Annotated in this window: 23 protein-coding genes; 22 read left to right on the top strand and 1 reads right to left on the bottom strand. The window is 62.7% G+C overall.

Going from position 1 to position 17,791, the window contains the following annotated elements; all coding sequences use genetic code 11:
* Positions 1-54 precede the first annotated feature (54 nt).
* The 11 genes from fliD (at position 55) to AC07X6_RS22955 (ending at position 8,057) form a co-directional block, all read left to right on the top strand.
* Positions 55-1,467, top strand: a complete 1,413-nt coding sequence (gene fliD, locus AC07X6_RS23005) for a flagellar filament capping protein FliD (protein ID WP_494792516.1) — start codon at positions 55-57, stop codon at positions 1,465-1,467.
* 50 nt (positions 1,468-1,517) lie between these two features.
* Positions 1,518-1,907, top strand: coding sequence for a flagellar export chaperone FliS (gene fliS, locus AC07X6_RS23000; RefSeq protein WP_072454561.1), 390 nt, complete (start codon positions 1,518-1,520; stop codon positions 1,905-1,907).
* A 67-nt stretch (positions 1,908-1,974) separates the two neighbouring features.
* Complete coding sequence (locus tag AC07X6_RS22995; RefSeq protein ID WP_230541895.1) at positions 1,975-2,217, top strand: hypothetical protein; 243 nt, start codon at positions 1,975-1,977, stop codon at positions 2,215-2,217.
* Positions 2,214-3,356 carry a flagellar hook-length control protein FliK gene (locus tag AC07X6_RS22990; RefSeq protein WP_494792515.1) on the top strand — a complete coding sequence of 381 codons (1,143 nt, stop codon included), beginning with the start codon at positions 2,214-2,216 and terminating at the stop codon, positions 3,354-3,356. Before AC07X6_RS22995 ends, AC07X6_RS22990 begins: the two co-directional genes overlap by 4 nt.
* A complete protein-coding gene (locus tag AC07X6_RS22985; protein ID WP_230541893.1) occupies positions 3,356-3,832 on the top strand; it encodes a flagellar basal body-associated FliL family protein in 477 nt (158 codons plus the stop codon). Before AC07X6_RS22990 ends, AC07X6_RS22985 begins: the two co-directional genes overlap by 1 nt.
* 33 nt (positions 3,833-3,865) lie before the next feature.
* On the top strand, positions 3,866-4,609 hold the full coding sequence (locus tag AC07X6_RS22980) for a FliA/WhiG family RNA polymerase sigma factor (protein WP_230541892.1): 744 nt from the start codon (positions 3,866-3,868) through the stop codon (positions 4,607-4,609).
* A gap of 56 nt (positions 4,610-4,665) precedes the next feature.
* Positions 4,666-5,580: a flagellar motor stator protein MotA gene (gene motA / locus AC07X6_RS22975; RefSeq protein WP_034757817.1), complete on the top strand. Its 915-nt coding sequence runs from the start codon at positions 4,666-4,668 to the stop codon at positions 5,578-5,580.
* Positions 5,507-6,568: a flagellar motor protein MotB gene (locus tag AC07X6_RS22970; RefSeq protein ID WP_230541891.1), complete on the top strand. Its 1,062-nt coding sequence runs from the start codon at positions 5,507-5,509 to the stop codon at positions 6,566-6,568. Before motA ends, AC07X6_RS22970 begins: the two co-directional genes overlap by 74 nt.
* 13 nt (positions 6,569-6,581) lie before the next feature.
* A complete protein-coding gene (gene flgM / locus AC07X6_RS22965; protein ID WP_230541890.1) occupies positions 6,582-6,872 on the top strand; it encodes a flagellar biosynthesis anti-sigma factor FlgM in 291 nt (96 codons plus the stop codon).
* On the top strand, positions 6,869-7,309 hold the full coding sequence (gene flgN / locus AC07X6_RS22960; protein ID WP_230541889.1) for a flagellar export chaperone FlgN: 441 nt from the start codon (positions 6,869-6,871) through the stop codon (positions 7,307-7,309). The genes flgM and flgN overlap by 4 nt, the downstream gene beginning before the upstream one ends.
* A complete protein-coding gene (locus tag AC07X6_RS22955; protein ID WP_494792514.1) occupies positions 7,296-8,057 on the top strand; it encodes a glycoside hydrolase family 73 protein in 762 nt (253 codons plus the stop codon). Before flgN ends, AC07X6_RS22955 begins: the two co-directional genes overlap by 14 nt.
* 6 nt (positions 8,058-8,063) lie before the next feature.
* Here AC07X6_RS22955 and flgA read toward each other — a convergent pair whose 3' ends face one another.
* A complete protein-coding gene (gene flgA, locus AC07X6_RS22950) occupies positions 8,064-8,711 on the bottom strand; it encodes a flagellar basal body P-ring formation chaperone FlgA (protein WP_494792513.1) in 648 nt (215 codons plus the stop codon).
* Positions 8,712-8,965: 254 nt separating this feature from the next.
* On the opposite strand from flgA, the gene flgB reads away from it, so the two are divergent.
* The 11 genes from flgB to flgL all read left to right on the top strand — a co-directional run bounded on the left by flgB (position 8,966) and on the right by flgL (position 17,786).
* Positions 8,966-9,328 (top strand): flagellar basal body rod protein FlgB, encoded by a 363-nt coding sequence (gene flgB / locus AC07X6_RS22945; RefSeq protein ID WP_034758109.1) that lies wholly within the window; start codon positions 8,966-8,968, stop codon positions 9,326-9,328.
* Between the two features lie 7 nt (positions 9,329-9,335).
* A complete protein-coding gene (gene flgC / locus AC07X6_RS22940; protein ID WP_034757795.1) occupies positions 9,336-9,752 on the top strand; it encodes a flagellar basal body rod protein FlgC in 417 nt (138 codons plus the stop codon).
* 3 nt (positions 9,753-9,755) lie between these two features.
* Positions 9,756-10,409 (top strand): flagellar hook capping FlgD N-terminal domain-containing protein, encoded by a 654-nt coding sequence (locus AC07X6_RS22935; protein WP_230541886.1) that lies wholly within the window; start codon positions 9,756-9,758, stop codon positions 10,407-10,409.
* Between the two features lie 57 nt (positions 10,410-10,466).
* Complete coding sequence (locus AC07X6_RS22930; protein ID WP_230541885.1) at positions 10,467-11,645, top strand: flagellar hook protein FlgE; 1,179 nt, start codon at positions 10,467-10,469, stop codon at positions 11,643-11,645.
* 26 nt (positions 11,646-11,671) lie between these two features.
* Positions 11,672-12,400, top strand: a complete 729-nt coding sequence (flgF, locus tag AC07X6_RS22925) for a flagellar basal-body rod protein FlgF (RefSeq protein ID WP_230541884.1) — start codon at positions 11,672-11,674, stop codon at positions 12,398-12,400.
* 32 nt (positions 12,401-12,432) lie between these two features.
* Positions 12,433-13,221 carry a flagellar basal-body rod protein FlgG gene (flgG, locus tag AC07X6_RS22920; RefSeq protein WP_170909686.1) on the top strand — a complete coding sequence of 263 codons (789 nt, stop codon included), beginning with the start codon at positions 12,433-12,435 and terminating at the stop codon, positions 13,219-13,221.
* Entirely contained in the window at positions 13,221-13,895 is a 675-nt protein-coding gene (gene flgH, locus AC07X6_RS22915) for a flagellar basal body L-ring protein FlgH (protein WP_494792512.1), read from the top strand. Before flgG ends, flgH begins: the two co-directional genes overlap by 1 nt.
* A 9-nt stretch (positions 13,896-13,904) precedes the next feature.
* Positions 13,905-15,017 carry a flagellar basal body P-ring protein FlgI gene (locus AC07X6_RS22910; protein ID WP_230541882.1) on the top strand — a complete coding sequence of 371 codons (1,113 nt, stop codon included), beginning with the start codon at positions 13,905-13,907 and terminating at the stop codon, positions 15,015-15,017.
* Entirely contained in the window at positions 15,017-15,421 is a 405-nt protein-coding gene (locus tag AC07X6_RS22905; protein ID WP_494792511.1) for a rod-binding protein, read from the top strand. Before AC07X6_RS22910 ends, AC07X6_RS22905 begins: the two co-directional genes overlap by 1 nt.
* 81 nt (positions 15,422-15,502) lie before the next feature.
* Positions 15,503-16,864: a flagellar hook-associated protein FlgK gene (gene flgK / locus AC07X6_RS22900; protein ID WP_230541880.1), complete on the top strand. Its 1,362-nt coding sequence runs from the start codon at positions 15,503-15,505 to the stop codon at positions 16,862-16,864.
* Between the two features lie 10 nt (positions 16,865-16,874).
* The gene (flgL, locus tag AC07X6_RS22895) at positions 16,875-17,786 is read left to right on the top strand and encodes a flagellar hook-associated protein FlgL (RefSeq protein ID WP_230541879.1); all 912 of its coding nucleotides are present in this window, start codon (positions 16,875-16,877) and stop codon (positions 17,784-17,786) included.
* Positions 17,787-17,791: the final 5 nt, after the last annotated feature.

Here is a 17,791-nt window from a genome sequence, read left to right as displayed (position 1 = left end):
AACGGGAATGGGGGTCGCCTTGTACCGGTATAACCCTTTATTCAGGAGTCTGGCATGGCAAACGCAATTACCGCACCACGATACGATCCACTCGTCACAGCACAACAACTGGCTACCAAATCGGTGGCTGCGCAAAAGGCGGCCCTGGAGGCTCAGAGTACGCTTGCCAACAACACCTCCAGCGCGCTGGGCAACCTGAAATCGGCCATCTCGGCATTCCAGCTGGCGATGTCGGCAATGACGTCCAGCAAATCCGTGCTGAACCAGTCCGCTACCTTCAGCAATACCGCGTATGGCACGGCCACGGCCGGCATCAAGGCGGCGCCGGGCAGCTACGCGTTCTTTGTGGAACAACTGGCCACGGCCAGCCAGACGTCGTATGGCGGCTTGAGCAGCACCACGCCCGCCAACGGTGGCAACCTGACCATCCGCATCGGCGACCCGGCAGCCGCTGCCACGGCCGACAATGCCTTCGACATCGACCTGGCCGCCGCCAACAAGGATGGCGACCCCTACCTGACGCCGCAGGAAATCGCCGCCGCCATCAATGGCAACAGCAAGAATAATGCGCGCGTCACCGCTTCCGTCATCAATATCGGCAACCAGGCGCAATTGGTGCTGACATCGAATCTCACCGGCCTGGCCAATGCCGTCTCGATCGACACCAACAGTGTGACGGATCCGGCGCTGCAGACAGCGCTGCAGAGCGACAAGAAAGCCCTCGTGGCGCCCAAGGATGCCATCGTCTGGCTGGGAGCCCAGGGCTCCGGCACCAAAATCACGCAGGCATCGAACACGTTTACCAACGTGCCCGACGTGAAAATGACGTTCACCAAGGCCATGACGGCGGGCGAAAATCCGCTTACCGTGACCGTCGGGACGGATAGCGCCGGCACCATTGCCAATGTGCAAGCCTTCGTCGACGCCTACAACAAGCTGAAAAGCGTGATGGATGGCCTGGCCAACCCCGGCAACCCGGAGAAAAATATCGCTGCCGGCATCTTTGCCCACGATTCCGGCCTGAACGCCCTGCGCTCCAGCATGGGCGATGCCTTGCGCCTGAACGTCGATGGCGTGTCGCTGGTGGCGTATGGCATTACGGCCCAGCGCGATGGCACGATCAGCCTGAATGCCGCCAAACTGACGGCCAAACTGGCAGATAATCCTGGCGGCCTGGACAAACTGTTCGGCAATAACAGCCTGTCGGCACCTGCCGGCGTGCTCGGCGGCCTGGACAAGGTGCTGGGCCAGTGGAGCAATGTCACCAAGGGCCAGATCACCCAACGCATGGCAGCAACGGACAAGTTGCAGAAGAGCCTGGTCAAGAGCAGCGAGCGTCTGACCAACCAGTACAACACGGCGTACAGCCGCTTCCTGGATCAGTATTCCCGACTGCAAGTATTGCAGGAGCAAATGACCAGGAATTCCGACATGTTCGATGCCATGTTTAATAGCAGCAAATCCTAAGGCGGACGTGCCAGCCGCGCCGCCACAGTTAACATAGCGAGAAGATAATAATGTTGAACAATGAAGCTTACGGCAACTACCACGCCGTCAACCTGGATTCCCAGACCGCCCGCGCCACACCGGTCGAGCTGGTACTGGTGCTGACGGACGGCTTGCTGGAAGAACTGGCGCGCGCGCGCGGGCATATCGTGGGCAAGCGCTACGAGCAAAAGGCCATCAGCCTGGATAAATGCACGCAGATCATCAACGGTCTGTCGAGCTCGCTCGATTTCGACAATGGCGGCGAAGTGGTGGTCAACCTGGCGCGCCTGTACGACTATTGCGTGGCGCGCCTGTACACGGCCGGCATCAAGCTCGACCCGACGCTGATCGATGAAGTAACTACCTTGATGACCACCATCAAGCGCGGCTGGGTGGGCGTCCAGGCCAATAATGCCTAGGCGCGCTGCGCTGCAGCAGCTGAGCCGGCATTTGAGCGCGGCTGTCGCCCAGGCAGACTGGGAGGCGATGGAACAAATCTCGGCCAGCCTGGCGAAAAACATCCCGCTGCTGGCCGAACGCGGCGCATGGAATGCGCTGGAACAAACAGAATTGTTGCAATTGCGCAAAATTCACGCGCAAGCGGTTAAAATTTGCTCTGCGGAAAAAGAACGCCTGGGTCAACACCTGGGTGCATTACAGGCAAATAAGGAAGGTTGGGTCGCCTACGCCGCACTCGGCGAATACGACTCGGACGGGAATCAAGCATGATCATGAACTTCAACAAGGCGCCGGCCGCTCCGGCAGCGACGGCCAATGCGGCACCGGCACCAGCCTCGGCGCCAGCGCCGGCACAGGCGGCCGCCGTGCCCGGCACGCCAGGCTATGGCAGCAACGGTGCAGCGCCCTCCGCCCTGCCCCTGTTTGCGCAGGTGCTCGATGTGACAGGCACGCAGACGGCCGATGGCGATACGCCCGCGCCCGCCAAGGATGGCGACAGCGACAGCCAGGCCGACAGCGGCCTGCCCGCCATGGCCGCCCCTGTCATCGGCTTGCCGCTGACGATGCTGCCGCCAACGGACGCGGCCGCAGCCGAGGCGCGCGCCGCCGCGCAGGCACAGACACAGACACCCGCGCAGGCGAATGTGGCGCAAGCCAACCCGGCACTCAACATCAGCCTGCATCCGGCGGCGATCAGCCTCAGCGCACAGGGAACGGCGCAGCCGGCAGGCCGCGATACGCGCGAACCGCTGGCAGCAGCCATCCCGGCGAGCGCCGCCAAGGGCAGCGCGCCGGCCCAGCCTTTCGAATCGCTATTGCAGCAAGGCACGCCGTTGACGGCCGCCACTCCTGCCGCTGCGGCGCGCGAAGGCGAACGCGGCGCTGCGACGCCAACGCCACCCAATCTGGGCCTGGCGGGCGCGGTCGGCAATGCCGCCACGGCGGCCCCGGCCGGCGATACCATCAAGCTCAACGGCCCTGCCCAGCAATGGCAGGAACCGCTGCGCGAAGCGCTGGGCGAACGCCTGCAGACGCAGCTCGGCCGCAACAGCGAACACGCGACGATCCGCCTCGACCCGCCCATGCTGGGCCGCATTGAGATCTCCATCCGCCACACGGCCGGCGCGCTGCAGGTGAACGTCACGGCATCGAACTCGGAAGTGTTGCGCCAGTTGCAAGGCATCGGCGAAAACATGCGCAGCGACCTGGCGCAGCGCCAGTACACCGAGGTGGCCGTCAATATCAGCGCCACCCCGCGCAGCCCCGCCGCCCAGGCATTTGCCGAAGGCGATGCGCGCGGCCAGCGTCAACCGGGCCGCCAGCAGGACGATGCCGAACCGGGCCGCGCCCTGTCCGATGGCACAGCCTCCAGCACCACGTACGCCATGCATGAGCGAGAAACCACCTGATGACTATGAAAATGAAACTGATAGGCGGCTTTATCGCCGTGGCGGTGCTGGCCGCCGGCGCGGCAGGCGGCGCCATGTGGTACCTGGCCAAGCCGGTCGCCGGCCATGCCGATGTTGCCGAAGCGAAAGCCCCGCCACCGCCCGCCACGGGCAAGAAGGCGCGCAAATTCATCACGCTTGACAAGGTCATCGTGATGCTGCGCCGCGCTCCCGGCGAAGGCGAAACGCATTACCTGTCGGCCGACCTGGTGATCGCCACCACCGAAGAAAAGGAAAAGCTGACCAAGGACCACTTGCCGCTGATGCGCTCGATCGCCGTCAGCACCCTGTCGAGCTTTCCACTGGACAAGGCGCAAACCATGACCGTGGACCAGTATGCCGAGCAGATCAACAAGGCATTCAATGTCAGCTATGAACGCGAGCAGATGGAAAAGCCGTTCACCGAAGTCATGGTCGGCAAGCTGATCATTGAATAAGCCAACACGCCAGCCGACCTAGTGGGAGACCCTGTGGCTTATGCAGAGCAATACCAGGAAGCGTATGGCGCCGGAGAATATGCGGCCGCCAGTGCTTGCGCGGCCGTGCTCAGCGTTGCTGAAGAGCAACAACATCTGGTGGCGTACGCCCCTTTGGTGAAGCGCATCGTGCGCCAGCTCAATTCGCAGGTATCGGGCGCCATCGACCGCGACGACATGGAGCAGATTGGCCTGATGGGTTTGCTCGAAGCCTTGCGCCGCTACGGCGTGCCGGATCAGTCTTTCGGCAGCTATGCCAGCCTGCGCATCCGTGGCGCCATCCTCGATGAACTGCGGCGCCAGGACTGGCGCCCGCGCGCCGTGCGCCAGGAAAGCCACCGCCTGCGCGACAGCGTGCGCGCCCTGACCCGGCGCCTGGGACGCGAGCCGCAGGAGGCGGAAATCATGGCGGCCCTGAAGCTGACGCCGGAAGCCTTCCAGGAATATCAATTGGCTGAAAACGCCGAGCTGATCGCCAGTTTCGACGAAGTGCTGCAGGAAAGCCTGGGACAGGCCGACAGCGCACCGAGCCCGGAAGAGCAATTGATGGTGCGCCGCAGCCTGGAGCAAGCGTTGCGCGCGCTGGACGAACGCGAGCAGCGCGTGATCCAGATGTATTACGAATTCGAACTGAGCTACAAAGAAATAGCCGCCGTGCTTGACCTGAGCGACGCCCGCGTCTGCCAGCTCAACAAGACGGCACTGGGCAAGATGAAAGCCATGCTGCAAGACGCATAAGTTTCAGCACTATCCATCAAATTGACGCAGCACAATGACGCAGAAAGGCAGTTGACATGGTAATTATCGGTATCTTAATCGTGATGGGGTGTGTATTCGGAGGCTTCGCCCTGATGGGCGGCACCGTCCACGCGATCTGGCAACCGGTCGAGTTGATCATCATCATTGGCGCCGCCGTCGGCGCCCTGGTGCTGGGCAACCCCAAGCATGTACTCGGTGAAATGCTGCACCAGATGCGCAAGATCGTCACGCACAAGAAGCAAGGCTCGGAATTCCAGCGCCAGTTGCTGCTGCTGATGTACGAACTGCTGCAAACGGCCGCCGGCGGCCTGAAGGCGCTCGATGCCCACGTCGAGGCACCGCGCGAAAGCGCCCTGTTCCAGCGCTATCCGCTGGTGCTGGAAGAGCCGAAGCTGCTCGCTTTCATCGTCGACAACTTCCGTTTGATGGCGATGGGCAAGATCAACGCGCATGAGCTCGAAGGCGTGCTGGAGCAGGAACTGGAAGCCATCCACGACGAATTGCTGCAACCGTCGAAGTCGCTGCACAAGATCGCCGAAGCCATGCCCGGCTTCGGTATTCTGGCCGCCGTGCTCGGTATCGTGATGGCCATGAATTCCGTGGCCGACGGCGCCGATGCGGCGGAAATTTCGGAAAAAGTGGGCGCCGCCATGGTCGGTACCTTCATCGGCATCTTCTTTTGCTACGGCGTGCTCGATCCGATGTGCAACATGATGAAACAGCTGGTGGGCGAGGAAGGCTCGACCATGGAGTGCGTGAAGGTCGTGCTGGTCACGCACGTGGCGGGCAAACCGCCCCTGCTGGCCATCGATGCGGGCCGCCGCCTGGTGCAGTTGAACATCAAGCCAAGCTTCGCCCAGCTGGAAAGCTGGATCAATGCGCTGGAAGATGGCGGCGCCGAACAAGAGCAAGGCCAAGGCCGGGGAGGCCGCCGTGCTAAAGCCGCATGAGAAACATGAACAGGCCATCATCAAGCGGGCTGGCCGCAAGCACGACGACGACGGCCACGGCGGCGCCTGGAAAGTAGCGTTTGCCGACTTTTGCCTGGCCCTGCTGTCGCTCTTCCTCGTGCTGTGGCTGATGGCCGCGCGCGAGCAGCAGGCGATGAAGGAAATCATGATGGATGCCAGCGCCGGCAGCCGCCAGGGCGAAGGCCAGGGCGTCATGCCGGAACAGAAAGGCGGCCCCCGTGGCAGCCTGATCGAGCGCTTCCCCATGCCCCGCAAGGGCACGGGCGACACGCGCACGGAAGGCAAGCAGATGCAGGATGGCAAGGCCGGCGCCGCGCCGCAAAACCAGACCAAGATCAGCTACCAGTCGCCGGAAGACCTGCTGAGCCTGTCGCGCGCGCTCGACAAGCTCAGCGATGAAGCTGGATTAAAAAGCAACTTGCAATCGGTGATCACGCCCTACGGCTTGCGCGTCATGCTGCACGATACGGACAAGCAAGGCATGTTCGTGCGCGGCAGCGCCGTGCCGACCGACCGCTTCCGCAAGCTGCTGCGCCAGATGGGCCCTGTTTTTGCCCAGATGGACAACCAGATGCTGATCGTCGGCCATACCGATTCCATGCAATACGCCAATACCGGCTATGAAGGCTTTTCGAACTGGACCCTGTCGGCCAACCGCGCCATGTCGGCGCGCGCGCAATTGTTGATCGGCAGCATGAGTCCGGACAGCGTGCTGCAAGTGGTGGGCATGGCCGACCGCGCGCCGCTGGACGTGAAAAATGCCAGCGCCGGCATCAACCGCCGCATCGAACTGTTAATATTGACGCGTGGCCAGGCCGACAGCATCGCCGCCATGTTCGGCATGGCGGGGCAAAAGCCGCAAGGCGAAGAGCTGCAAGTGGGTGAACCGGACTCGGGCACCTTGCAGCGCCTGCGTGATAAGCTGGGCCTGCCCGCAAAGAAGGAACGGGACGAGCATGCAAATTAAAGGCAAACAACGTATGAAAATCTCCTCCGGCAATACCGGCGCTGCCGTGCGCAGCAGCGCCGTGGCGCCGGCCGAGGCGATCGCCGAGCACGCGGGCGCCGCAGGCGCCATGGGCGGCTCGTCGGCCGGGGCGGAACTGCAATCGGCCGTGCTGCAACCGGCCATGGCCGCCCTGCGCGCCATGCCCGAGATCGATCACGAGCGCGTGGCCATGCTGCGCGATGCGCTGGCCAAGGGCGAATTGCCGTTCGATCCGTCGAAACTGGCTGGCCTGATCCAGCGTTTCCACGGCGGCGAATCGTGACCGCGCCGCGCAAGGGCATCACGCGCCAGGAAGCCATGCGCCGCGTGCTGCAAGGCATGACGGACGACCGCGCCGGCTACGCCGCCCTGCAAACCTTGCTGGAAGAACAATTTCAGGCCACCCTGCACCACCAGAGCGCGCAGCTGACGGCGCTGGCCGACCAGGTCGTCGCCGCCGTCGAGCCACTCGATGCGCGCCGCCGCCAGCGGGTCAGCCTCGTCACTGCCCTGCTGGGCCCGCAAGGCGATATGCCGCAATTGTTTGCGTTATTACAAGAAGACGCGCGCAGCAAGGCCCAGGCTGATTGGGCCTTGCTGGAACAGATGGTGCTTGAATGCAAGCGCCTGAATGCCCGCAACAGCGATTTATTAACAGAGCAGTACAGCATCATGCAGCGCGTGCTGCATGGCGAGGAAGATACGTATGCGCCAGGCTGATTTCCTGACCACCCGCGCCACGGCGGCGACGCCATCGACGGCGGCGACCCATGCCGTGCAAAGCAATATGCGCGCCACCGACGCCACCGGCGCCACTGTCTCCGGCGGCAGCTTTGGCAGCGTGTTCCGGCAAGTGCAGGGCGAAGTGGCCCGCTTCATCGAACAGGGCGGCGGCAATGCCACCAGCCTGAGCCCGCAGGGCCGCGCCTACCTGGAGCAAAGCCAGCCTGTCAACGTCCTGGGCAGCATCAGCCAGGGCGGCGAGATCGGCGAAACGCAGCAGCAATTCCTCGCCTCGATCAAGCCGTGGACGGAAGAAACAGGCGCGCGCCTTGGCGTGGCGCCGGAAATCGTTGCCGCCCACGCGGCGCTGGAATCGGGCTGGGGCCAGCGTCCGCTGCGCCAGGGCACGGGCGCGGACACGAATAATTTGTTCGGCATCAAGGCCGGCGGCAAATGGCAGGGCGACGTGGCCAGCAATGTCACCACCGAATACGAGGCGGGCGGCGCTACGGCCCTGAAAAAAACGGAACGCTTCCGCAGCTACCCGGACCAGGCCAGCGCCTTCCGCGACTATGCGCAAGTGCTGCTCGACAACCCGCGCTACCGCGCCGCCCTGAACACGGGCGCCGACGCGGGCGCCTTCGCGCAAGGCCTGGCGCGCGGCGGCTATGCCACCGACCCCAACTACGCCGCCAAGCTGACGCAGCTGGCGACGCGGCTGCAGCGCACGGCCGCCGCCGACTGATTTTTCTTAACGGCCAGCAATATCGGCCGGCTCCACCACACCCGCATCGACCACCCTGGCACGTATCACCGTGCCGCTGGTGGCGTTGCGCACGCGAATCACCTCCCCTTGCGCGCCCGGATCCAGCGCTTCGCCGGCCATGCTCACCTCCACCTGCTCCTTGCGCGCCACGATATTCACCGCACTGCCCCGCTTGATCAACACGGGCGAGGCCAGTTGTCCTTGCCGCAACACTTCGCCGGCACGCAAGCTGCGCCGGCTCGACAGGCCAACGGCGCCGGGCAAGGAGGCAATGCTGTCGGGCACCATCGTCACATCGCGCCGCGCCATCGTCACGTCGCCCGCCTGCAAGGGCGTATTCGCCGTGACGGGGGCGCTCGTCACCGCCACCTGGGCCGTGATGCTGCCGCGCGCCAGCATTTCATAGCGCCAACCGTTGCTCCCAGGACACACTGCAACAAAGCGCATGCGCTGCGCCGAACGGCTGTCCGCCGTTTCCAGCGCGACGGGCGCCGCGCACGCCGGCATGGGGCGCGTGCTTTTCACCACGGCCACCTGGAACTGCGGCTCCAGCAATCCCGCCGAGGCTGCCTGCTGTGCCAATTGCTCGCGCGCCAATTGTTCCACACGCGAAAATATATTGTCGGCTGGCAATTCTGCGCGTCCTGCACTACTATATAGGCTGGTCAGTAAAAATAGGCTTGGCAATAGTATGTGACGACCTTGCGCCTTGTTCCACATCATGGAATAGTTCTCAAAATAAATCATTGCTAACCTTAATCAAAGATACTGAAGCGGCATGACCTTACCATGCGTCAACATGACCAGGCTGGGATTTTACCTCTGCACCATCTATTTTCTAGCCCGAACCGCAAAAAGCACGATCGAATTCAATACAAAGGATGACCATGGGGATTAATTTCAAGGATGCGCTGGGCGTGCACGCCGATGCGCTCGCGCTGCGCGCCGACCGTACTCGCGTGCTGGCGGCCAACATCGCCAATGAAAACACGCCAGGCTTCCAGGCCATGGACATGGATTTCGGCAGCGCCCTGCAGCAGTTGCAGGATAACGAGGCCGGCCTGCTGTCGACCGATGACGATGCCAGCGCCCTGTACCGCGTCCCCTACCACCCCAGCCGCGACGGCAACACCGTCGAAATCGGCGTGGAGCAGGCGGCGTTCTCGCAGAATGCCACCGACTTCCAGACCAGCCTCACTTTCGTCAACATGAAACTGAAGGGTCTGTCCAAGGCCATTTCCGGACAATAAGGATCACATGAGCTTCCAGGATATTTCCAAGATCGCCGGTTCGGCGATGGCGGCGCAAACCGTGCGCCTCAATACCATCGCCAGCAACCTGGCCAATGCCGATTCCGTGGCCGGTTCCGAAGGCGAAACCTACCGCGCGCGCAAGCCGGTGTTTGCGGCCGTGATGGATGGCCCCGGTGCCAGCGGCGCCGGCGGACGAGTTCAAGTACTCGACGTGGTGCAAAGCGATGAGCCGCTGCGCAAGGTGTATGAACCGGGCCATCCGATGGCCAATGCCGATGGCATGGTGTTCTACCCCAACGTCAACCAGGTCGCCGAGATGACCGACATGATGTCGGCCTCGCGCGCGTTTGAAACCAATGTCGAAGTTCTGGGCCGCATCAAGTCGATGCAGCAATCGCTCCTCAAATTAGGTGAAGCATAATCCATGGAAACCAATCTCTTTACAAATAACACCAGCGGCAGCGGCAGCAACAGCAATGCCGTCAAGTCGCAAAGCAATGCCACCCAGGATATGTTCACCAAATTGCTGGTCGCACAGATCAAGAACCAGGATCCCCTCGCGCCGACCGATCCGAGCCAGTTCGTCAATCAATTGACGCAGCAGGCGCAGACGGAAGCGATGCAGAACCTGTCGGCGCTGACCAGCGCCAATGCCAGCGTGCTGCAATCGATGCAAGTGCTGGCCCTGGGCGCGCAAGTCGGTTCCGAAGTCATGGTCAACAGCGAGACGGTACAGCTCGACAAGAGCAAGGTCAGCGGCAGCATCGCGCTGGCGTCCGGCACCACCAAGACCACCGTGACACTGAAAGGCATCGACGACAAGGAATACAAGATCGAACTGGGCGCCAAGGCGGCCGGCACGGTGCCGTTCACCATCGATCCCGTCGCCCTGGGCTTGCCTGCTGGCACCTACAGCATGAAGGTCACCACCAATGGCACCGAAAAGCCGACGGTCGATATCGCGGGCAAGCTGAACAGCGTGCGCCTGTCGGCCGGCGGCAGCATGATTCTGAGCGTGTCGAACCTGGGCGAAGTCAACCCTGGCGCGATCACCGGCTTTAACGGTAAGACGGCCTGATCCGCTCTCCCCTTCGTTCCTGAACACTAATCTCCTCCTTCACTAAAGGAAGTCAACATGAGTTTCGACATCGCCCTGTCCGGTATCCAGTCCATCAACCAACAGTTGAACAGCACCAGTAACAATATCGCCAATGCCGGCACCTACGGTTTCAAGAGCAGCCGCGCCAACTTTTCGGCCATGTACGCCGGGTCGCGCGCCACGGGCACGGAAATCGGTTCGCTGACGCAAAGCATGTCGCTCAATGGCGGCGTGCTCAACACGGGCCGCGCGCTCGACGCGGCCATCGACGGCCGCGGCTACTTCGTCACGCGCGATGCACAGAACACCATGATCTACAGCCGCGTCGGCATCTTTTCGGCCAGCAATGATGGCAAGCTGATCGACTCGAACGGCCGCCTGGTGCAGGGCTACGCCGCCGTCAAGGGCAGCACCACTCTGGGCACCATGGGCGACATGAACATTCCGACGGGCCAGATTCCCGCCGTGGCAACGACCAAGCTGGCGTATGCCGCCAACATGTCGTCCGAATGGACCGTGAAAACCCCGCCGTTCAGCAAGACCAACGAACTGAGCTACAACAGCGCCAAGTCCTCGATCGTCTACGACTCGCTGGGCGCCAAGCACTCGCTGGGCCAGTACTTCGTCAAGACGGCAACGGGCGTGGACGTGCACTACACCTTCGACAACGCCGATGTGACGCCGGTGACCAGCATGACCTTCGACACGAACGGCAAGCTGTTGACGGGCACGACCGCGTCGCCAGTGCTGCCGACGCCGGCTGGCGCCGCGCCGATGACGGTCGCCATCGACTACGCGGGCACCACCCAGTTCGCCGGTGAAGCCACGACCTCGACCGACCGCGCCGACGGCTATGCCTCGGGCACCTACATGGGCGTGGAACTGGCCGATGACGGCTCCGTCGTGGCGAAATACACGAATGGCCAGAAACAAAGCATCGGCGTGATCGCCCTGGCAACCTTCCCCGACGAAGGCGCCTTGACGGCCGTCAACGATACCAGCTGGGTCGCCTCGACCACCTCCGGTACCGCCATGTATGACCGTCCGGGCGTGGGCATGGCCGGCAAACTGGTGACGAGCTCGCTGGAACAGTCGAACGTCGACATCACTTCCGAACTGGTGGGCCTGATGACGTCGCAGCGCAATTACCAGGCGAACTCGAAGGTCATTTCGACCGAGAACGCCATGCTGCAATCGCTGATGCAAGCGCTGTAATCCACGATACGCAAAGGTAAAGAGCAATGGATGCGCTGATTTATACCGCCATGAGCGGGGCCGACCGTGCCCTGCGGGCACAGCAGGTACACGCCAACAACCTGGCCAACATCGAAACGGGCGGCTTCCGCGCCAATCTCGAGGTATCGACGGCCCAGCCGTTGCAGAACGGCTATGGCTACGACGACCGCCACATGACGCAGACGCAGTCGAGCGCCGTCGGCACGCGCACCGGCGCCATCAAGGAGACGGGACGCGAGCTCGACGTGGCCATCACGGGCAACGGCTTTCTCGCGGTGCAGTGGCAAAACGGCGAAGCCTACACGCGCGCCGGCGCCATGGACCTCGATGAAACGGGCGCGCTGACCATCAACGGCCGGCCCGTGCTGGGCGAAGGCGGCCCCATCACGATTCCCGAACACACCAGCCTGTCGATCGGCGCCGATGGCACGATTTCCATCCAGGTGCCGGGCACCGCGCAAATGCAGACGGTCGACAAGCTCAAGCTGGTCAATGCCGAAGCGGGCGAGCTGACGAAGAACGAGGCGGGCCTGATCGTGGCGCGCGGCGGCGAAGACTTGCAGGCCGATCCGACGGTACGCCTGCGCGACCGCCACCTGGAAGGCAGCAACGTCTCTGCCGTCGAGGAAATGGTCGCCACCATGAGCCTGAACCGCAGTTTCGAGATGCAAATGAAAGTATTCAAGGCCAGCGATTCCATGACGGAATCGGGAAACCGCCTGCTGGGCGCCTAAGCCCCACGCCAACCAATTACCAGGAGTAAATCATGAATCCAGCAATGTGGATCAGCAAGACCGGCGTGCAGGCGCAAGATGCCAAACTGCAAGCCATCGCGAACAACCTGGCCAACGTCAATACCGTTGGTTTCAAGCGCGACCGCGTCGTCTTCGAAGACCTGTTCTACCAGGTCGAACAGCAGCCGGGCACGCAGCGCGCCGACAATACCCTGTCGCCGTCGGGCGTGCAGCTGGGTAACGGCACGCACATGGTGGGCACGCAAAAGGTGTTTACCACGGGCAGCCTGCAAACGACGAGCCGCGAATTCGACGTCGCCATCACCGGCAATGGCTTTTTGCAAGTGCTGCGCCCGAACGGCGAAGCGGCCTACACGCGCGCCGGCCAGCTGGGCATCAATGAAAACGGCGTGATGGTCAACGCCCAGGGCTTGCCGCTGGTGCCGCAGATCACCGTACCGAACAATGCCACGGCGATCACCATCGGCGAAAACGGCATGGTTACGGCCACCGTGCCGGGCAATGTCAACGGCACCCAGCTGGGCCAGCTGAACCTGACCAGCTTCGTCAATCCGACCGGCTTACTGGCACTCGGTGAAAACCTGTTCCAGGAAACGGCATCGAGCGGTACGCCGACGGAAGGCCGTCCTGGCGAAGGCGCACTGGGCAAGCTGAAACAGTTCGCGCTGGAAGGCTCGAACGTGCAGGTGGTGGAAGAGATGGTCGACATGATCGCTGCCCAGCGCACCTATGAAATGAACACCAAGGTGCTGTCGGCCGCCGACAATATGCTGCAATACCTGGCGCAAGCGGCACGCTGATGACGGTCGCCATGAAAGTCACGGCGGCTCTGCTGCTGGTGTCGATCGCCGGTTGCGCCAGCCAGCCGGCCGCGCCAGTGGCGCCCAGCTTTTCCGATACGCCGCTGCCCGTGGCGCCGCGCAGCGCTGCGCGCGGCGGCGTGGGCGGCGGCGTCTTCAATCCCGATGCGGGACTGGACCTGATTTCGGACAGCCGCGCCTTCCGCGTGGGCGACGTCGTCACGGTGGCCCTGCAGGAAACCACGCAAGCGAGCAAGAAGGCCGGCACGTCGTTCAACAAGGGTTCCTCCGTCGGCGTGAATGCGGCCAACATCCTCGGCAAGACCTTCCCCAAGACGGGCATCGACCTGTCGGCCGACCGCAACTTCGCCGGCGACTCGACCAGCACGCAGCAAAATGCGCTGTCCGGCGCCATCACCGTGATCGTGCAGGAAGTGCTGCCGAACGGCTTGCTGCGCGTACAGGGCGAAAAAACGCTGACCCTGAACCAGGGCGAGGAATTCGTGCGCCTGCGCGGCTACCTGCGCGCAGCCGACATCGATTCCAACAACCAGGTATCGTCCTTGCGCATCGCCAATGCGCAAATCGCCTATTCCGGCCAGGGCACCCTGGCCGAAGCCAATACACCAGGCTGGCTGACGCGCTTCTTCGTCGGCCCATGGATGCCGTTTTAAGGTGAGCTCATGAAATTTCGTTCCGCCCTGCCCCTGGCAGCCATGCTGGCCGTGCTCTCCGGCTTAGCCCTGCCCGCCAGCGCCGCGCAAGTGCTGCGCAACCTGGTCAGCATCGAGGGCGTGCGCGACAACCCGCTGGTCGGCTATGGCCTCGTCGTGGGCCTGAACGGCAGCGGCGACACCACCCAGGTGAAGTTTTCCAGCCAGTCCGTGGTCAACATGCTCAAGCAGTTCGGCGTGAAGATGCCGGACGGCGCCGAAGCGAAAAGCAAGAACGTCGCCACCGTCATGGTCAGCGCCGTGTTTCCGCCTGGATACCGCCGTGGCCAGTCCATCGACGTCACCGTCTCCTCGCTGGGCGATGCGAAAAGCTTGCGCGGCGGCACCTTGCTGCTGACGCAACTGCGCGCGGCCGACAATGAAACGTATGCGCTGGCGCAAGGCAACGTGGTCGTCGGCGGCCTCAACGCCACCGGCAAGAGCGGCTCGTCCGTCACCGTGAATACGCCCACCTCGGGCCGCATTCCCAACGGCGCCAACATCGAGCGCGAGATTCTCAGCGACTTTTCCACCAAGCCTTCCGTCACCCTGAACCTGCGCCACCCGCATTTCGAGACGGCCATCAATATCGTCGAAGCCGTGAACCGCCGCTTCGGCGCCGTCGCCACCACGCGCGACGCCACCAGCGTGGACGTGCTGGCGCCGGAAAACCCGACCCAGCGCGTGGCTTTCATGGCCAAGCTGGAAGCCTTGAGCGTCGATGTGGGCGTCGACACGCCGAAAGTGGTCTTCAATTCGCGCACAGGCACCGTGGTCATCGCCGAAGGCTTGCGCGTGAAAGCGGCCGCCGTCACGCACGGCTCGCTGAAAGTGGTCATTTCCGAGAGTTCGGCCGTCAGCCAGCCGGCGCCGTTCGGCCGCGGCCAGACCACCGTCACGCCGCAATCGAAGGTGTCCGTCGACCAGGGCAACGGCAATATGTTCAAATGGCCGGCCGGCGCCAAGCTGCAATCGATCATCGACGTGGTCAACAGCCTGGGCGCTTCGCCCGATGACATCATGGCAATTTTACAAGCCCTCGACCAGGCCGGGGCCATCGAAGGCGAACTGGTGGTTATCTGATGCTTAATATAAATGACAGCAGCAGCGCCCTGCCTTCGGCGCTCGACGACAAGACCCCCGCCGCCGCCACGCCGGCTGATCCCCGCTATGCGGCCAAGGCCACCGAGGCGGCCGTCAAGTTCGAAGCCTTCTTCATCTCGCACATGCTGCGCCAGATGCGTTCAGGCACGCGCGAGATGGCGGGCGAGGACAGCGTCTTCAAGGACCCCATCAACAGCGACATGCTGGAAATGGCCGACAACCTGGTGGCCGACAAGATGGCCGGCCAGCGCGCCTTCGGCATCGCCGACGCCATCCTGCGCCAGCTGCTGCCGGCGGCCGGCGCACCCGTTTCGGCCAACGTCACTGGCAAAAGCGCTGTCAAAACCGACAATATTGCAGCGTCGCTTAATAAATCGGCCTGAAGCGTCGCCTGTACAAGGTAACAACGATTCAATGCCTGCCCACCCGCATGCGCCACACTCTTCACGAAAGAAACTTGCCCAATGAGCATCATCAGCAATGCATTGTCAGGCAGCATCGCCGCCCAGGCCGCACTCAATGCGGCCAGCCAGAACATCGCCAACCTGCAAACGGCGGGCTATACCCGTCAAGGCGTGCTGTTGTCCTCGCTTGGCGCTAGCGCCGGCGTACGCTCGGCCGGCAATGGCGTGGAAGTGTCCGCCCTGCTGCGCTTTGCCGATGCTTATAAAAGCCAGCAAATGTGGCGTGCCGCGTCCGACCAGGGCGCCCGTTCGCAGACCCAGCCTTATCTGACGCAGCTCGAACGCGTGATGGGCGACGATGCCTCCAGCATCAGCAACGGCATCGACGGCTTTTTCGCCGCCCTCAACGCCTCGGCCGTCGACCCGACCTCGACGCCGCTGCGCCAGCAGATCATCACCTCCGCCGACGCCATGGCGCAGCGCTTCAACAGCATCAGCACCGTCATGGGCAACCAGTTGCTGTCGGTGCAGCAACAACGCGCAGCGATCGTGCCGCAAGCCAATACTGCCCTGGCCAATATCGCCGCACTGAACCAGCGCATCAGCGCCTCCACGGCCTCGGGCACGAACGTGTCGTCGCTGATGGATGCACGCGACCAGCTGATCGACGGCCTGGCCTCGCAAATGGGCATCGACGTGCTCGACCAGCCGGACGGCTCGCGCAATGTCTCGCTGAAGTCGGGCCAGCCGCTGGTCATCGGCAGCCTGGCCGGCACCTTGACCAGCACCATGACGAACTCGGGCGAGCAAACCCTGAGCCTTGATTTCGCCAAGTCGACGTACACCCTCGATCTGGCAGCCATCGGCGGGCAGATGGGCGGCCTGGGCGAATTCGAAAAAAATACCCTGAAACCGCTGCAACAGTCGCTGCAAGACATGGCCACCCAGCTGACCAGCAAGGTCAACGCACAGCTGGCACTGGGAAAAACCATGGCTGGTACCCCCGGTGGTCCACTGCTGGCCTACGCGAATGGCAAGCTGAGCATTACTCCAGGCTTCAACGCCAAGGATCTGGCCCTGTCGTTGACGGGCGCCGCCGGCGACAGCGGCAACTTGCAAAAATTGATCGATATCAAGAATCAGTCGATCAACGTCAGCTGGGTGGGTGATGTCTTGATGAGCGACGCGGATACGCAGCTGGTCGGCAAGCTGGGCATCTACAGCCAGCAGAACCAGGCCTTGCTGAAAACGGCCACCACGGTGCGCGCGCAAGCCATCGACGACTGGAAATCCACCAGCGGCGTAAACAAGGACGAGGAAGCGATGAACCTGGTCGAATTCCAGAATATGTATCAGGCAAACATGAAAGTCATTTCCGTGGCAAATACCTTGTTTGATGCCACTTTGCAAATGATGGGTTAAGGAGAAGATCATGCGTGTCGCCAGCAGCCAGTACCAATCGCTGATCAATATTTCGCTTCAGCAAAACCAGGAACGCATCAACTTCCTGACGCAGCAGATGTCGTCGGGCTTGCGCATCCAGCTGCCATCGGACGATCCGATCGGCAACGTGCGCATTTCGCGCCTGACGCGCGAGCAAGCCATGGTGACCCAGTACCAGGACAATATCGCCACGGTCAAAGTGCGCCTGCTGAAAAACGAAAACTACCTGTCGAGCATGGTCACCGACATGGGCGAGGCGCGCGACCTGCTGGTGTGGGCCGCCGACGGCAGCAACACGCCCGGCGACCTGAATGCGATGACGCAATCGCTGACCGCCATGCGCGACAGCGTGCTGTACACGGCCAACCTGAAGGACCAGGAAGGCCGCTACATGTTTTCCGGCACCGCTACCGACCAGCCCGCGATCAAATACGACTCGGCGGCAAACGCCGGTTCGCGCTACAGCTACATCGGCAATACCGACACGCAAACCGTGGTGGTGGGCAACGGCGTGTCGCAGGCGGCCAACGTCGACGTGAAGAACCTGGAGGTGTGGCTGAACAAGATCGATAAGGTCATCGCCACCCTCAGCGCGCCGGGCGTCAATCCCAACGACCCTGCCGTGCGCGCCATCGTCAGCGACGGCCTCGGCGGCACCGATGATGGCATGGATTTGCTTTCCGGCAAGATCGCCATCTTCGGCGGCGCGCAAAACATCCTCACTACGCTCTCCGGCAACCTGGCCAATGTCTCGCTGTCGAACAATTCGGCCCTGCTGGACCTGAAAAAGACCGACATGGGCGCGGCCGCCATCGACCTGACCGGCTACCAGACGGCCCTGCAGGCAACATACAAGGCTTACGCCAAGGTTGGCACCATTTCCCTGTTTGATCTTCTCTGACCATC

It is taken from the genome of Janthinobacterium sp. GW460-12-1-14-LB5 (genome assembly GCF_059423585.1).
The sequence above is the reverse complement of the archived record's forward strand: the minus strand, read 5'-3'. Positions and strand labels throughout refer to the sequence as shown.

What these genes read in the sequence shown, in the direction of transcription:
- AC07X6_RS22970 (WP_230541891.1), top strand. Translation starts at nt 5,507, where the DNA reads ATGCGCTGGAAGATGGCGGCGCCGAACAAGAGCAAGGCCAAGGCCGGG.
- AC07X6_RS22995 (WP_230541895.1), top strand. Translation starts at nt 1,975, where the DNA reads ATGGAACAAATCTCGGCCAGCCTGGCGAAAAACATCCCGCTGCTGGCC.
- AC07X6_RS22990 (WP_494792515.1), top strand. Translation starts at nt 2,214, where the DNA reads ATGATCATGAACTTCAACAAGGCGCCGGCCGCTCCGGCAGCGACGGCC.
- flgH (WP_494792512.1), top strand. Translation starts at nt 13,221, where the DNA reads ATGACGGTCGCCATGAAAGTCACGGCGGCTCTGCTGCTGGTGTCGATC.
- flgK (WP_230541880.1), top strand. Translation starts at nt 15,503, where the DNA reads ATGAGCATCATCAGCAATGCATTGTCAGGCAGCATCGCCGCCCAGGCC.
- fliD (WP_494792516.1), top strand. Translation starts at nt 55, where the DNA reads ATGGCAAACGCAATTACCGCACCACGATACGATCCACTCGTCACAGCA.
- AC07X6_RS22910 (WP_230541882.1), top strand. Translation starts at nt 13,905, where the DNA reads ATGAAATTTCGTTCCGCCCTGCCCCTGGCAGCCATGCTGGCCGTGCTC.
- flgF (WP_230541884.1), top strand. Translation starts at nt 11,672, where the DNA reads ATGGATGCGCTGATTTATACCGCCATGAGCGGGGCCGACCGTGCCCTG.
- flgG (WP_170909686.1), top strand. Translation starts at nt 12,433, where the DNA reads ATGAATCCAGCAATGTGGATCAGCAAGACCGGCGTGCAGGCGCAAGAT.
- flgC (WP_034757795.1), top strand. Translation starts at nt 9,336, where the DNA reads ATGAGCTTCCAGGATATTTCCAAGATCGCCGGTTCGGCGATGGCGGCG.
- AC07X6_RS22930 (WP_230541885.1), top strand. Translation starts at nt 10,467, where the DNA reads ATGAGTTTCGACATCGCCCTGTCCGGTATCCAGTCCATCAACCAACAG.
- AC07X6_RS22955 (WP_494792514.1), top strand. Translation starts at nt 7,296, where the DNA reads ATGCGCCAGGCTGATTTCCTGACCACCCGCGCCACGGCGGCGACGCCA.
- AC07X6_RS22935 (WP_230541886.1), top strand. Translation starts at nt 9,756, where the DNA reads ATGGAAACCAATCTCTTTACAAATAACACCAGCGGCAGCGGCAGCAAC.
- AC07X6_RS22985 (WP_230541893.1), top strand. Translation starts at nt 3,356, where the DNA reads ATGACTATGAAAATGAAACTGATAGGCGGCTTTATCGCCGTGGCGGTG.
- flgB (WP_034758109.1), top strand. Translation starts at nt 8,966, where the DNA reads ATGGGGATTAATTTCAAGGATGCGCTGGGCGTGCACGCCGATGCGCTC.
- motA (WP_034757817.1), top strand. Translation starts at nt 4,666, where the DNA reads ATGGTAATTATCGGTATCTTAATCGTGATGGGGTGTGTATTCGGAGGC.
- fliS (WP_072454561.1), top strand. Translation starts at nt 1,518, where the DNA reads ATGTTGAACAATGAAGCTTACGGCAACTACCACGCCGTCAACCTGGAT.
- flgM (WP_230541890.1), top strand. Translation starts at nt 6,582, where the DNA reads ATGAAAATCTCCTCCGGCAATACCGGCGCTGCCGTGCGCAGCAGCGCC.
- flgL (WP_230541879.1), top strand. Translation starts at nt 16,875, where the DNA reads ATGCGTGTCGCCAGCAGCCAGTACCAATCGCTGATCAATATTTCGCTT.
- AC07X6_RS22905 (WP_494792511.1), top strand. Translation starts at nt 15,017, where the DNA reads ATGCTTAATATAAATGACAGCAGCAGCGCCCTGCCTTCGGCGCTCGAC.